This is a genomic window from Streptomyces sp. NPDC001513, assembly GCF_042894695.1.
Lineage (GTDB): Bacteria > Actinomycetota > Actinomycetes > Streptomycetales > Streptomycetaceae > Streptomyces.
Genome location: NZ_JBIAVU010000002.1, coordinates 477,886 through 491,352, shown reverse-complemented (window position 1 = coordinate 491,352; position 13,467 = coordinate 477,886). Strand labels below are relative to the sequence as shown.

The window sequence follows — 13,467 nt, the reverse complement described above, 5'->3', positions numbered from 1 at the left end:
CCGTTCCACCCGCTTTCGCGTCAGGCCCGGCCGTCAGGCCGGGCCTGACGTGCTTCCCACCCGTACGGGCCGGCGCAGCAGGTAGGCCGCCGCGCCCGAGACGAGCACGGCCATGCAGGCGATGAAGACCAGTCCGGCGCCCTCCAGGCCGAGCGGGTCGGCCAGCAGCCCCACGCCGATCACCGGCACCGAGATGCCCGCGTACGCCACCACGAACAGCGTCGAGATCACCGCCGCGCGCCGGTCCGGCGGCGAGGCCGCGGCCACCGCGGACAGCGCCCCGCGGAACGCCAGACCCTGCCCGGCGCCGCCGACGAGCGCGCTCGCCACCACCAGTGCCAGTTGGTCCCACACCAGCGCGCCCGCGAGCAGGGCCAGCCCGGCGAGGAGCCCGGCGCAGCCCAGCGGCAGTGAGCGCCCCACCCCGACCTTGCCGACCGCCAGCTGTCCGGCGGTCGAGGCGAAGAAGGCCAGGGCGACGACCGCCCCGCTCACGGCACGGTTGTGCACGTCCAGGGACTGGGCGAGGAACGCCGGGCTGACCGAGGTGAACACCCCGAACAGGGCGAAGCCCACGAACGCGGCGGTCGCCGCGGGCGCGAACACCGCCCGCACCTGCGGGGGCAGGCCGGGCCGCTGCGGTCGTACGGTGCGCAGCGGCCGCAGCTCCGTCACGGTCTCCGGAAGCCCCAGCAGCACGCCGGCCGAGGCCGCCACCAGGACGAGGTGCACGGCGAAGGTCAGGTAGAGGGGCCAGGGGGCGTACTGCGAGAGCACCCCGGCGAGCAGCGGACCGCAGCCCAGCCCGCCCATGTTGGCGGCCGTCGCCACGAGCGTGGCCCGGGAGGCGCCGCCGCGGGGTGCCAGCTCCATCACGTACACCGTCGCCGCGCCGGTGAACAGCCCGGCGGACAGCCCCGACAGCAGCCGCCCGGCGTACAGCCACCCCATGCCGGTGGCGCACAGGAAGCAGACGGCGCTGGCCGCGGCGAAACCCAGGCCGGCCAGCAGCACCGGCCGCCGGCCGACGGCGTCGGAGGCGTTGCCCGCCAGCAGCAGTACACCGATCACCCCGAAGGCGTACACGGCGTACACCACGGTCACCATCAGCTCGGAGAACCCGAACTTCTCCTGGTAGAGGCCGTAGAGGGGGGTCGGCAGGGTGGTGCCGGCCATGCACACGGCGAAGACCGCCCCGCCGAGCAAGCACTGGCGCCACGTTCGGCGATCACCGTCCATGCCGCCGACGGTAACCCGGCGGCCGTGGCCCGGCGCGCCGGGCGGGACCCGCCCGTCAGGGCCGGCCGGCGTGGAGTTCCAGGGGGCCGGTGCCCGTTGCGCGGGCGGTCAGGCAGGCGGTGATCTGGCGCCGCAGCGCCGGTTTGACCAGGCCCGACAGTTCCGCGGGGGCCACGGTGCGCCACTGGAGGAGTTCCGTGGGGTCGAGGCGGATCCGGGCGAGGACGGCGGTGTCGAGGACGCCGCCGTCGTAGAGGAAGCGGATGCGCGCCGGCCGGCCGGGCTTGTGCGCCCAGTTCACGGCGAGCAGCCGGCCCGGGGCGAGGTCGAGGCCCAGTTCCTCGTGGACCTCCCGCCGGGCGGCGGCGCGCGGGGTCTCGCCGAGGTCGCTGTCGATGCCGCCGCCGGGCAGGTTCCAGCGGTCGCGGCGGCCGTACGCGGGCTGGACCAGCAGGACCCGCCCGTCGGCGGCGGTGAACAGCACGCTCGCGGCGGTCACGGCCTTGGGCCGGCTGGCCCGGTGGCTGGCCGCGTCGAGGGCGCCGGAGTGTTCGAGGGCGAGCCGGCGGGCCGGGTCCAGACCGGCCGGGGAGCCCGGCTGCGGCACGCCGTCGACGAGGTGGGCGAAGGAGCCGGTGTGCAGGGCGGCGAGGCCGGCGCGCAGCCGGGGTGCGACGCGGGCCGGCAGGGCCTCGCAGGCCTCGTCCGGCCGGAGCCAGCGCGCCCCGGTGGCCCCGCCGTCGCGGAAGGAGAGCGCCGCGGCCTCCTCCGGGGTCAGCGGCCCGACCAGGTGGACGTGTACGACCAGGGCGCGGCCGAGGGCCCCGGGCTGCCGGGAGTCCACCGCCAGCAGCCGGCCGACGGGCACATGGAGGTCGAGCTCCTCCCGCAGCTCGCGGGCCAGCCCGCGCTCCGGGGTCTCGGCGGCCTCGGCCGTGCCGCCCGGAAGCTCCGGATCCGCCTGGTCCGGGGTGGTCAGTACGAGGACCCGCCCGCGGGTGTCGAGCACGATCCCGGTGACGGCCACGAGCGGGGCCGGCCGGGCGGCGTGGTGCGCGCGCACGGCGTCGAGGGAGGGGCGGTCGGGCACGGAGGGCTCCTGGGCGTCGGGTCATCGGGCTGTCGGGTCGTCGGGTCGTCTGGTCGTCTGGTTGTCGTGACGACGGCGACGGGGCGTCGGCAGCACTATGCCGGGCGCCCGCCGACGACCCGACGCCGACATGCGGCTCAGGCGCGGGCCAGCAGCAGGCCGCCCATGGTGACCATGGTCGCCGCGACGAGCCCGTCCATGATCCGCCAGGCCGAGGGCCGGGCGAGCAGGCCGCTCAGCAGCCGGGCCCCGTACCCCAGGCTGGTGAACCAGGTCAGGCTGGCGAGGACGGCCCCGATGCCGAAGGCCCAGCGCAGGTCGCCGCGGTCGGCGGCGAGCGAGCCGACGAGCAGCACGGTGTCGAGGTACACGTGCGGGTTGAGCCAGGTCATGGCCAGGCAGGTCAGCACGGCCCCGCGGGCGGATCCGGCGGCGGCCCCCTCCGCGGTGAGGGCGGCGCCCGGGGCGGGGCGCAGCACCCGGCGGGCGGCCAGCACCCCATAGCAGACCAGGAAGGCGCCCCCGGCCAGGCCGACCGCGGTCAGGGCGGCCGGCCAGGCGGTGACGAAGGCGCCGACGCCGGCGACGCCGAGGGCGATGAGGGCCGCGTCGGAGAGGGCGCAGATGGCGACCACGGCGAGGACCGCGTGGCGGCGCGCGCCCTGGCGCAGGACGAAGGCGTTCTGCGCGCCGATGGCGACGATGAGGGAGAAGCCGGTGCCGAAGCCGGCCAGGGCCGCGGTCAGGGTGCCGTGTGTCATGTCGTCGACCGTAGGCAGCGCAGACCGTTCAGTACAGCTAATGATTTTTACGTACCATTAACGCTCGTGATGGATGAGCTCCCGCTGGACCAGGTACGCACGCTGCTCGCCGTCGTGGACGAGGGCACCTTCGACGCGGCCGCCGCCGCCCTGCACGTGACCCCCTCCGCGGTCAGCCAGCGCGTGAAGGCGCTGGAGCAGCGGACCGGACGGGTCCTGCTGATGCGGACGAAACCGGTGCGGGCGACGGAATCGGGGGAGGTGGTGGTCCGCTTCGCCCGGCAGCTGGCCCGGCTGGAGCGGGACGCGCGCTCCGAGCTGGGCATGGCCGACGGGACCGGCCCGGTGCGGCTGCCGATCGCGGTGAACGCGGACTCCCTCGCCACCTGGTTCCTGCCGGCGCTGACCCGGCTGCCGCAGGACCCGCCGGTCTGCATCGAACTGCACCGCGAGGACGAGTCCCACACGACGGCACTGCTGCGGGAAGGGCAGGTGATGGCGGCGGTGACCTCCTCGCCGGACCCGGTGGCGGGGTGCAGCGTACGGCTGCTGGGCCTGGCCCGGTACCTGCCGACGGCGAGCCCCCGGTTCGCGGCCCGGTACCTGACGGGGGCACCGGAGCGGGACCTGCGGGAGGCGCCGACCATCGTGTTCGACCGGAAGGACGACCTCCAGGACGCCTTCGTCCGGTCGCTGACGGGGGACGCGGCGGCCGGAGCGGGGACGGTACGGCACCACATCCCGACCTCCGAGGGGTTCCGGGACGCGGTGGTCGCGGGACTGGGGTGGGGACTGGTGCCGGAGCAACAGGCGGGTCCGCTGGTGCGGTCGGGGGAGCTGGTGCTGCTGGAGCCCCTGCGGCCGATGGACGTACCGCTGTACTGGCAGCAGTGGAAGCTGGACTCGCCGGCCCTGTCCACGGTGGCCGAGGTGATCGCGGCGGCGGCCCGGGAGGCCCTGCGCAGCCCCTCCCACCGAGGGCTCTAAGCTGCGGACCATGGAGTCCTACACGATCGGACAGGCAGCCCGGCTGCTCGGCGTCAGCGTCGACACGGCCCGCCGCTGGGCGGATGCGGACCGGTTCCCCACCCGCCGGGAGGGCACGCGGCGGATGGTGGACGGCCCGGACCTGGCCGCCTTCTGCGTCGAGGTCGCGCAGGAGTCAGGCGAGGGCGAGGACGCCCCGTACACCTCGGCGCGCAACGCCTTCCCGGGGATCGTGACCGGGGTGAAGCTGGGCACCGTCGACGCGCAGGTGGAGATCCAGGCGGGGCCGCACCGCATCGTCTCGCTGCTGACGCGTGAGGCGGTGGAGGAGCTCGGCCTGGAGGTGGGCGCGCGGGCCACGGCGCGGGTGAAGTCGACGAGCGTGTTCATCGACCGGGCCTGAGCCCTGGCGGGGACGCGCCGACGGCGATGGCAGACTGGCCGGTGATCCGCCGAAGGGGAGTACGTCCTTGTCCATGTTCAGCAACCTGCGCCGGGCCGTGCGCCGCAGCTACCGGCGTGCCGTCGACCTGAGCCACCCGGCCCGCTCCCCGCTCGGCAGCGCGGTGGTCAACTGCCTCTTCTACCGCGACGGCGTGCGCCAGGAGGACTGCGCCGAGGTCGAGGAGGCGCTGCGCCGGGTCCGCAAGGCGGGCGACGGCTTCGTCTGGATCGGCCTGCACGAGCCCTCGCAGTCCGAGCTCGCCGGGCTCGCCGAGCTCTTCGGCCTGCACCCCCTCGCGGTCGAGGACGCCGTGAACGCGCACCAGCGCCCGAAGGTGGAGCGGTACGACGACACGCTGTTCTCCGTCTTCAAGACCGTGCGGTACGTGGAGCACGAGGAGCTGACCGCGACCAGTGAGGTGGTGGACACCGGCGAACTGATGGCCTTCACCGGCCAGGACTTCGTCATCACCATCCGGCACGGCGGCCGCGGCACCCTCGGCCCGGTCCGCGAGGAGCTGGAGGCCTCCCCGGAGCAGCTGGCCAAGGGGCCCGCGGCGGTCCTGCACGCCATGGCCGACCACGTGGTCGACGACTACGTGGCCGTGACGGACGCCGTGCAGAACGACATAGACGCCGTCGAGACGGCGGTGTTCAGCGAGAGCGGCGGCCGCGGCGACGCCGGCCGGATCTACCAGCTCAAGCGCGAACTCCTGGAACTGCGGCGGGCGGTGGCGCCGCTGAGCCGTCCCCTGGAGCAGCTGGCCACGCAGCCGATACCGGTCATCCCGCCGGAGATCCGGGCGTACTTCCGGGACGTGGCCGACCACCTGACCCGCGCCACCGAGCAGATCGGCGCCTACGACAACCTGCTCGACTCGATCCTCCAGGCCCACCTCGCGCAGGTGACCGTCGGCCAGAACGAGGACATGCGCAAGATCACGGCGTGGGCGGCCATCGTCGCCGTCCCGACCATGGTCTGCGGGGTCTACGGCATGAACTTCGACCACATGCCCGAACTGCACTGGACCTACGGCTATCCGCTCGTCCTCGGTGTCATGGCCCTGGCCTGCTTCGTCATCCACCGCGGCTTCCGGCGCAACGGCTGGCTCTGACCCGGGAAAACCCTGAGGGGACGGGCTCGGGCGCCGAGTAGGGTCCGCCTGTCACCGATCATCAACAGGGAACGGGCGGGTCGCACATGGAACGGGCGGCGGCGGAACGGGACGGCGGGATGGCCCCGGGCGGGGCGGCGGGCGGAGTGGCGGGCGGGGTGGCCGAAGGGCTCGCCGGCGAGCGGATCCGGCTGGAGCCGCTCGCCCACCGGCACCACGACGGACTCTGCGAGGCGATCCGAGACGGCAGGCTGTGGGAGCTGCCGGTGACGACCGTCCCACACCCGGACGAGGTGCGCGGGTTCATCGACGACGCCTTGGCGGAGCGGGCGCGGGGCACGCAGATCGCGTACGCGACGGTGGACCTCGCGACGGGCCGGGTCGCCGGCTCGACCCGGCTCATGGCCATCGACACGGCGTACCGGCGGCTGGAGATCGGCTTCACCTTCCTCGGCGGGTCCTGGCAGGGGACGGGCGCGAACACCGAGGCCAAGCTGCTCATGCTCACGCACGCCTTCGAGGCGATGGGCATGAACCGCGTCGAGTTCCTCACCGACGTGCGCAACAGCAGGTCGCGGGCGGCGATTTCCGGGCTCGGCGCGACGCTCGAAGGGGTCCTGCGCCACCACATGGTGATGCGCGACGGATGGATCCGCGACAGCGCGGTCTACAGCGTCACCCGCCCCGAATGGCCGGACGCCAAGCGGGAACTGACGGCCCGTCTCGCGCGCCGGAGCTGAGACAGCGGGGCGATCGTCGTGTGGCGCACGGGTCTTGAGCTGCCGTCAGCTCTGGTAGTAAAGTTTCCTAACGAAGCCGGGACGCCTCAACTACCCCACGGAGGCCTTGTGTTCACCCCCCACCGCAAGATGCTCGCGATCGGCTCACTGCTCGGCAGCGCGCTGCTCGCCGTCCCCGTCACCGCCCACGCCACCGCGACCACCACGGCCGCCGCCCCCACGGCGGAGACCGCGGCGGCAGCGGCCGCAGGGCTCGACGATCCGGCGAAGAAGGAGATCGCCATGAAGATCGTCTCCAGCGCGGAGAACTCCTCGCTGGACTGGAAGGCGCAGTACAAGTACATCGAGGACATAGACGACGGCCGCGGCTACACGGCCGGCATCATCGGCTTCTGCTCCGGCACCGGCGACATGCTCGATCTCGTGGAGTACTACACGCAGGTCAAGCCGGGCAACGTCCTCGCCAGGTACCTGCCCGCCCTGCGCAGGGTCGACGGCACGGACTCGCACGCCGGCCTCGACCCCGACTTCACCAAGGACTGGGCGAAGGCCGCCCAGGACGCCGAGTTCAAGAAGGCCCAGGACCACGAGCGCGACCGGGTCTACTTCAACCCGTCCGTGCAGCAGGGCAAGTCCGACGGGATCGGTGTGCTGGGCCAGTTCATCTACTACGACGCCATCGTCATGCACGGTGACGGCACCGACTCCACCAGCTTCCGCAACATCCGCAAGCGCGCCCTGTCCAAGGCCAAGCCCCCGTCGCAGGGCGGCAACGAGACCGCGTACCTCAACGCCTTCCTCGACGCCCGGGTCTGGGCCATGAAACAGGAGGAGGCGCACAGCGACACCAGCCGGGTCGACACCGCCCAGCGGGTCTTCCTCAAGAAGGGCAACCTCAACCTCAACACCCCGCTCGACTGGAAGGTCTACGGGGACTCCTTCCACATTGGCTGACGCCCGCCGCGGCCCGGGGCCGGACCCTCCTCCCGGCGGTCCGGGCCGTGGTGTCGCGGTGCGGTAACGATGTGGCTAACGATCGAGGTGGCTGCCGGTGTGTCAAGTAGGCGCACGGCGGGGACTTTTCGGACTTACGCGGACATGAGGTCACTCCTGTACTCAGCAGCCGCATCATCAGTGCCGGAAATCGTCCGGTCCAGCCGATTTGGCTTCGCGTCAACTGGCTTGACCGGGAGGTAAGGGGGGCATAAGTTCTGCCCCGGCTTGCTCCAGCAGGACGGGCCGACCAACCGTCCTCTGGGGGGACCCATGAACTACTACGTAGACGTTCTGAAGAAGTACGTCGTCTTCTCGGGCCGCGCCCGTCGCCAGGAATTCTGGATGTTCTTCCTGTGCAACCTGGCCGTCTCGATCGTCGTCGGGATCATCGACACCGTCATCGGCGCCAACAGCATCCTCTCCGGCCTCTACAGCCTGGCGATCCTGCTGCCGACCCTCGGTCTCGCCGTCCGTCGTCTGCACGACACGGACAAGTCCGCCTGGTGGCTCCTGCTCTACCTCATCCCCTTCCTCGGCTGGATCGCCCTGATCGTCATCTGGGCCCTCGAGGGCAACGCGCAGCCGAACAAGTACGGCCCGAACCCGAAGGTCCTCGCGGCCTGACCTGGCCCGTAGGCCCGTAGGCCTGAACGCCTGAGCGCCGCCCCGGCTGGGAACAGCCGGGACGGCGCTTTCGCCGTTCCAGGGGGCCGGGGCGTGACACGCGTCTCCCGGACTGGCGGCAGGGGGCTGTCCAGACCGGCCCGATCACGAGATATCTTGATGTCGAGCAATGTTGCAGACGAGAGACGCAGACTGTGGAGCGGAGCATCCGGTGACTGACTCGACCATCATCTACACGCACACTGACGAGGCCCCGGCCCTCGCGACGTATTCCTTCCTGCCTGTGATCCAGGCGTACGCGTCGACGGCCGGTGTGAATGTCGAGACCCGTGACATCTCCCTGGCCGGTCGGATCATCGCCAGCTTCCCCGAGCACCTGGAGGAGAGCCAGCGGATCGCCGACGCCCTCCACGAGCTCGGTGAGCTGGCGAAGACCCCCGAGGCCAACATCATCAAGCTGCCCAACATCTCGGCGTCGATCCCGCAGCTCAAGGCCGCGGTCGCCGAGCTCCAGGGCCAGGGCTACGCCCTCCCGGACTACCCGGACGACCCGAAGACCGACGAGGAGCGCGAGACCCGCGCCCGCTACGACAAGGTCAAGGGCAGCGCCGTCAACCCGGTCCTGCGCGAGGGCAACTCCGACCGCCGCGCCCCCGCCTCGGTGAAGAACTACGCCAAGGCCCACCCGCACCGCATGGGCGCCTGGACCCCCGAGTCGAAGACGAACGTCGCCACCATGGGCGCGAACGACTTCCGCTCCACCGAGAAGTCCTCCGTGATCGCCGAGGCCGGCACGCTCCGCATCGAGCACGTCGCCGCCGACGGCGCCACCACCGTGCTGCGCGACTCCGTACCGGTCCTCGCCGGTGAGGTCGTGGACGCGTCCGTCCTGCACGTCGACGCCCTGCGCACCTTCCTGAACGACCAGATCGAGCGTGCCAAGGCCGAGGGCGTGCTGTTCTCCGTGCACCTCAAGGCCACGATGATGAAGGTCTCCGACCCGATCGTCTTCGGCCACGTGGTCCGCGCCTTCCTCCCGAAGACCTTCGCCCGCTACGGCGAGACCCTCGCCGCCGCCGGCCTGTCGCCCAACGACGGCCTCGGCGCCATCCTGAACGGCCTGGGCGCGCTGCCCGACGGCGACGCGATCAAGGCGTCCGTCGACGCCGAGATCGCCGAGGGCCCGGCCCTGGCGATGGTCGACTCCGACAAGGGCATCACCAACCTGCACGTGCCGTCCGACGTCATCGTCGACGCCTCCATGCCGGCCATGATCCGCACCTCCGGCCACATGTGGGGCCCGGACGGCGCCGAGGCCGACACCCTCGCCGTCCTCCCGGACAGCAGCTACGCCGGCGTCTACCAGGTCGTCGTCGACGACTGCCGCGCCCACGGCGCCTTCGACCCGGCCACGATGGGCTCGGTGCCGAACGTCGGCCTCATGGCCCAGAAGGCCGAGGAGTACGGCAGCCACGACAAGACCTTCGAGATCGCCACCGCGGGCACCGTCCGCCTGGTCGACGCCGCGGGCAACACGGTCCTGGAGCAGGAGGTCGCCGCCGGCGACATCTTCCGCGCCTGCCAGACCAAGGACGCGCCGATCCAGGACTGGGTCAAGCTCGCCGTCACCCGCGCCCGCGCCACCGGCGTCCCGGCCGTCTTCTGGCTGGACGAGGACCGCGCGCACGACGCGCAGCTGATCGCCAAGGTCAAGACGTACCTCGCCGAGCACGACACCGAGGGTCTGACCATCGAGATCCTCTCCCCGGTCAAGGCGACCGCGTACTCCCTGGAGCGCATCCGCCGCGGCGAGGACACCATCTCGGTGACCGGCAACGTGCTGCGCGACTACCTGACCGACCTGTTCCCGATCCTGGAGCTGGGCACCAGCGCCAAGATGCTGTCGGTCGTCCCGCTGATGAACGGCGGCGGCCTCTTCGAGACGGGCGCCGGCGGCTCCGCCCCGAAGCACGTCCAGCAGCTCGTCAAGGAGAACTACCTGCGCTGGGACTCCCTCGGTGAGTTCCTCGCGCTGGCCGTCTCCTTCGAGCACCTCGCGACCACCACCGGCAACGCCCGCGCCCAGGTGCTGGCCGACACGCTGGACCGGGCGACGGGCTCCTTCCTCAACGAGGACAAGTCGCCGAGCCGCAAGCTGGGCGGCATCGACAACCGCGGCAGCCACTTCTACCTCGCCCTGTACTGGGCGCAGGAGCTGGCGCGCCAGATCGACGACCCGAAGCTGGCGGCGGCCTTCGACCCGCTGGCCAAGACGCTGGCCGAGTCCGAGGAGAAGATCGTCGGAGAGCTGATCGCGGTGCAGGGTTCCCCGGCCGACATCGGCGGCTACTACCAGCCCGACGCCGAGAAGGCCGCGGCGATCATGCGCCCGTCGGCGACCTTCAACCAGGCGATCGCGACCCTGGGCTGACCCCGGCCCCAGGCAGTCGTACGTGTTCCGCCCCGGCCGGCATCGCGCCCGGCCGGGGCGGACCCGTATCCGGGCCCGGTGAGCACGCCGGAGCCCGCGGAGCCGGTCAGAGGTGGTGGATCCGTTCCTGGTCGAACGCCAGGGGGGACCGGCCGGCGGCCAGGATCCGCAGCCCCGGGGCCACCGACAGCAGGTTCCGTAACCAGGCCAGGGCGTCCGGGCCGAGCTGTTCCGCGCCGTCCAGGACGAGCAGCATGTCCCGTTCGGCCAGCCACGAGGCGGCGTTCGCCGTTCCGCGGGGCAGGGCGGGCAGGCCGGGTAAGCAGCCCGGCTCGGTCCTCGGCTCGGTCCTCGGCCCGGCCGTCAGCTCGGCCGTGAGCTCGCGGAGGCCGTAGCCGCCGTGGTGCGGGTCCATGGCGACGAGGGCCACCCCGTCGTAGAAGTTGGACGCGAGGCGCCGCGCGATCTCCCGTACCAGCAGGCTCCGCGGCTCGCGCAGGCCTCCCGCCACGGTGAGCACCCGCCCCCGCCGGACGGCGGTGAGCAGGCGGGACATTTCGGCGGAGGTCGCCGGAAGCGTTCCGTTCGGCCGGGATTCCCTCATCGGCACGATGCCCCCCATTGCATGCGTGACCAAGTGCGGCAAGAGGGTTCATTCGAGCCGCGTGACGACGATTATGCGCCACTTGCGCCGTAAGACCAGGGGAATGTCGCATTCCGGCGAGGGGGTCTTCAGCCCCGCAGGTCAGGCCCATGTGGGGCGGTGCGGAGCCGGCGGCAGCAGCCGGCCCCGGACCGGCGGATGGGGCGTCACGGCGCCCGCCGCCACGGCCGGGCGGTGCGCGTGGTGGCGCTTCAGATCCTCCTCCCGGTAGCGCCGCGTCCGCGCGTGCCAGAAGGCGATCCCCGCGATCCACTGCTTCAGCTCGTCCACGTGGCGGTCGAGGGCCGCGCGGGCCGCCGCGTCCAGCCCGTGGTCCGCGTACATGACGGGCAGTTCGTTGGCCACCACGTGCTCGAACTGCTTCATCCGCGCGGTCATCAGGTCGTTCACCACCCGCAGCGCCGTCGGGTAGTCGCAGTCGAAGAAGTTCTCCACGACGATCAGCAGGTTGTGCAGCTCGCCCTCGTACTCCGCCTCCTTCTGGTACGAGTACACGTCGTTCATGACGGCCGCGTAGTCGAAGGCCGCCGCCTGCAGGGACTGCAGGACCGAACTCCCGTAGACCTCCTCCGGAACCACGTCCATGTGCGCCATCCGGGCGAGCGAGATCGTCATCGGCGACCCGAAGGTCACCCGGCGCATCTCCAGGTAGTCCACCGGGTCCGGGACCCGGTTGGCCGCCTGGTTGTCGAGCTCCCACAGCCAGCCGTCCAGCACCTGGTCCATGGCCGAGCGGAACATCTCCCGGCCGCGCGCCCCCATCGGCCCCGCCGTGCGCCGCCACAGGTCGGCCAGCCCCCGCTCCATCGCGTTGACCGCGGCCGGCGGCGCGGACACGTCGAGCGGCATGCAGGCGCGCAGCCGCCGCGTCTGCGCCCGGGCGGCGGCCGGGGACCGGGTGGTGCCGAAGACCAGCGGATAGCTGTCGTCGGCGTACGTGCCCCAGCTCAGCCAGCCCGCACTGATGTCCAGCGCCGGCGCCGAGCACGTCGGGTCGATGCCCGCCGAGCACAGCGCGAAGTCGTACCCGCGCGCCTTCTCCTCCCACCAGATGCCCTCGTCCAGCATGCCCATCGCCCGGTTCCACCCGATGAGCCGCTCCCGGGCGCCCGCCAGGTGCGGGTTGAGCACGTTCCGGTACGGCAGGTGGAACTCCGGGATCACCGAAGGACCCACCGGATGCGGGACGTTGGAGTGCCGGCGCACCCGCCGCGCGCCGCCGGTCAGTCCCAGCAGCGCCTTGACGTTGGCGCCGGTGGTGCCCAGCCCGGAGGGGCCGGGCAGCCACCCGGGCAGCCCCGCGTCCGCGCGGTCCGGCCGGCTCTTCGTGTACCGGCTGGAGCGCAGGTGCCACTCGTGGCCGCCGGACTGCCAGTCCTGGAGCCCGCGCGCGTAGGTGAGGACCGCGAGGATCCCGTCCGGGCCGAGGCCCTTCTCGGCGAAGAGCACGGGCAGTTCGGTGAAGAAGGTGCTCTCGAACTGCTGGAGCCGTGAGGTGATCATGTTGTTCAGCTGGTCGGCGGCCTCCTGGGTGGTGCAGCCGAAGAACCGTTCCAGGACCAGCACCCCGTTGCTCAGCTCCCCCTCCTTCCCGATCTCCCGCTCGTACGAGAACAGGTCGTTGCGGAAGTGGACCGAGTCGGCGAAGCAGTCGCGCAGCACGCGCAGCGCCCGCTCCCCGGAGACGGACGCGGGCACCTCCACGCCCACCGCGTGCTCGACGAGCCCCGCCGACCAGGGCGCGCCGCCCACCTTGCGGCGCTGCTCGACGTACTCCACCGGGTTCGACACCCTGCCGATGTTGATGTTGTCGAGCTCCCACAGCGACTCGTGGAGCAGATCGCGGGTGCTGAGGGTGAAGCGCGCGATCCAGTCGGCCGAGTGGCCCGGTACCGTACGCCGCCACAGGTCGGCGAGGCCCGCCTCGACAGGATGGGCGGGCTCGGGCATCGCGGCGCGCGGATCGGCGGGCATGAACGGGGTGAGCCGCTCCAGGGCGGCCCGTCCCGCGGCCCGGTCACCGGTGCGCTTGAACCGCTCCAGGAACCAGTCGTCGAAGAAGAACACCCACACGTACCAGTCGGTGACGAGCGAGAGCATCGGGCCGTCGCACTCGGGGTGGGTGTAGGCGCACAGCAGCGCGTAGTCGTGCGCCTCCAGATCGGCCGGGCCCCACACGCCCGAGCCTTCCAGCATCCCCCGCTCCGCGGCCCACGCGCGGGTGTGCGTCCGGGCCTCCTCCAGATGGGGGTTGAGGCGGGCGGGGTGCGGGAGGTAGAACTCGGGCAGCTCGAAGGGCTGCCCCGAAGCGCCCTCCTGCGGGTCGCCCTCCTGCCGGGCGTTCCCCTGCGGGTCGCTCTTCTGCCGAGCGGTCAT

Annotated in this window: 12 protein-coding genes; 7 read left to right on the top strand and 5 right to left on the bottom strand. The window is 72.2% G+C overall.

The features are described from left to right. Positions 1-33: 33 nt before the first annotated feature. The 3 genes from ACFYZ4_RS05820 to ACFYZ4_RS05810 all read right to left on the bottom strand — a co-directional run bounded on the left by ACFYZ4_RS05820 (position 34) and on the right by ACFYZ4_RS05810 (position 3,090). Positions 34-1,239 carry an MFS transporter gene (locus tag ACFYZ4_RS05820; protein ID WP_351287269.1) on the bottom strand — a complete coding sequence of 402 codons (1,206 nt, stop codon included), beginning with the start codon at positions 1,237-1,239 and terminating at the stop codon, positions 34-36. Positions 1,240-1,294: 55 nt separating this feature from the next. After that, positions 1,295-2,329, bottom strand: a complete 1,035-nt coding sequence (locus tag ACFYZ4_RS05815; protein ID WP_390783164.1) for an NUDIX domain-containing protein — start codon at positions 2,327-2,329, stop codon at positions 1,295-1,297. A gap of 137 nt (positions 2,330-2,466) precedes the next feature. After that, positions 2,467-3,090 (bottom strand): LysE/ArgO family amino acid transporter, encoded by a 624-nt coding sequence (locus ACFYZ4_RS05810; RefSeq protein WP_351589407.1) that lies wholly within the window; start codon positions 3,088-3,090, stop codon positions 2,467-2,469. Between the two features lie 69 nt (positions 3,091-3,159). Between ACFYZ4_RS05810 and ACFYZ4_RS05805 the strand changes: the two genes are divergently transcribed. The 7 genes from ACFYZ4_RS05805 (at position 3,160) to ACFYZ4_RS05775 (ending at position 10,427) form a co-directional block, all read left to right on the top strand. Further along, positions 3,160-4,077, top strand: coding sequence for a LysR family transcriptional regulator ArgP (locus ACFYZ4_RS05805; RefSeq protein ID WP_390783247.1), 918 nt, complete (start codon positions 3,160-3,162; stop codon positions 4,075-4,077). A 10-nt stretch (positions 4,078-4,087) separates the two neighbouring features. Next, on the top strand, positions 4,088-4,480 hold the full coding sequence (locus ACFYZ4_RS05800) for a TOBE domain-containing protein (protein WP_351287273.1): 393 nt from the start codon (positions 4,088-4,090) through the stop codon (positions 4,478-4,480). Positions 4,481-4,553: 73 nt separating this feature from the next. After that, positions 4,554-5,636, top strand: coding sequence for a magnesium/cobalt transporter CorA (gene corA / locus ACFYZ4_RS05795; protein ID WP_351287275.1), 1,083 nt, complete (start codon positions 4,554-4,556; stop codon positions 5,634-5,636). 86 nt (positions 5,637-5,722) lie between these two features. Then, positions 5,723-6,376 carry a GNAT family N-acetyltransferase gene (locus ACFYZ4_RS05790; RefSeq protein WP_390783163.1) on the top strand — a complete coding sequence of 218 codons (654 nt, stop codon included), beginning with the start codon at positions 5,723-5,725 and terminating at the stop codon, positions 6,374-6,376. Positions 6,377-6,505: 129 nt separating this feature from the next. Further along, a complete protein-coding gene (locus ACFYZ4_RS05785; protein WP_390783246.1) occupies positions 6,506-7,330 on the top strand; it encodes a chitosanase in 825 nt (274 codons plus the stop codon). Between the two features lie 312 nt (positions 7,331-7,642). Further along, positions 7,643-7,996 carry a DUF805 domain-containing protein gene (locus tag ACFYZ4_RS05780; protein ID WP_390783162.1) on the top strand — a complete coding sequence of 118 codons (354 nt, stop codon included), beginning with the start codon at positions 7,643-7,645 and terminating at the stop codon, positions 7,994-7,996. A gap of 211 nt (positions 7,997-8,207) precedes the next feature. After that, positions 8,208-10,427 (top strand): NADP-dependent isocitrate dehydrogenase, encoded by a 2,220-nt coding sequence (locus ACFYZ4_RS05775; protein WP_351287280.1) that lies wholly within the window; start codon positions 8,208-8,210, stop codon positions 10,425-10,427. Between the two features lie 106 nt (positions 10,428-10,533). On the opposite strand, the gene ACFYZ4_RS05770 is transcribed toward ACFYZ4_RS05775, so the two are convergent. Continuing rightward, positions 10,534-10,983 (bottom strand): hypothetical protein, encoded by a 450-nt coding sequence (locus ACFYZ4_RS05770; RefSeq protein ID WP_351287282.1) that lies wholly within the window; start codon positions 10,981-10,983, stop codon positions 10,534-10,536. Between the two features lie 189 nt (positions 10,984-11,172). Then, positions 11,173-13,467: a germacradienol/geosmin synthase gene (locus tag ACFYZ4_RS05765; RefSeq protein ID WP_351287283.1), complete on the bottom strand. Its 2,295-nt coding sequence runs from the start codon at positions 13,465-13,467 to the stop codon at positions 11,173-11,175.

Coding starts and splice junctions, on each gene's coding strand:
- ACFYZ4_RS05780 (WP_390783162.1), top strand. CDS start 7,643: ATGAACTACTACGTAGACGTTCTGAAGAAGTACGTCGTCTTCTCGGGC.
- ACFYZ4_RS05810 (WP_351589407.1), bottom strand. CDS start 3,090: ATGACACACGGCACCCTGACCGCGGCCCTGGCCGGCTTCGGCACCGGC.
- corA (WP_351287275.1), top strand. CDS start 4,554: ATGTTCAGCAACCTGCGCCGGGCCGTGCGCCGCAGCTACCGGCGTGCC.
- ACFYZ4_RS05765 (WP_351287283.1), bottom strand. CDS start 13,467: ATGACCGCTCGGCAGAAGAGCGACCCGCAGGGGAACGCCCGGCAGGAG.
- ACFYZ4_RS05790 (WP_390783163.1), top strand. CDS start 5,723: ATGGAACGGGCGGCGGCGGAACGGGACGGCGGGATGGCCCCGGGCGGG.
- ACFYZ4_RS05770 (WP_351287282.1), bottom strand. CDS start 10,983: ATGTCCCGCCTGCTCACCGCCGTCCGGCGGGGGCGGGTGCTCACCGTG.
- ACFYZ4_RS05800 (WP_351287273.1), top strand. CDS start 4,088: ATGGAGTCCTACACGATCGGACAGGCAGCCCGGCTGCTCGGCGTCAGC.
- ACFYZ4_RS05785 (WP_390783246.1), top strand. CDS start 6,506: ATGCTCGCGATCGGCTCACTGCTCGGCAGCGCGCTGCTCGCCGTCCCC.
- ACFYZ4_RS05805 (WP_390783247.1), top strand. CDS start 3,160: ATGGATGAGCTCCCGCTGGACCAGGTACGCACGCTGCTCGCCGTCGTG.
- ACFYZ4_RS05820 (WP_351287269.1), bottom strand. CDS start 1,239: ATGGACGGTGATCGCCGAACGTGGCGCCAGTGCTTGCTCGGCGGGGCG.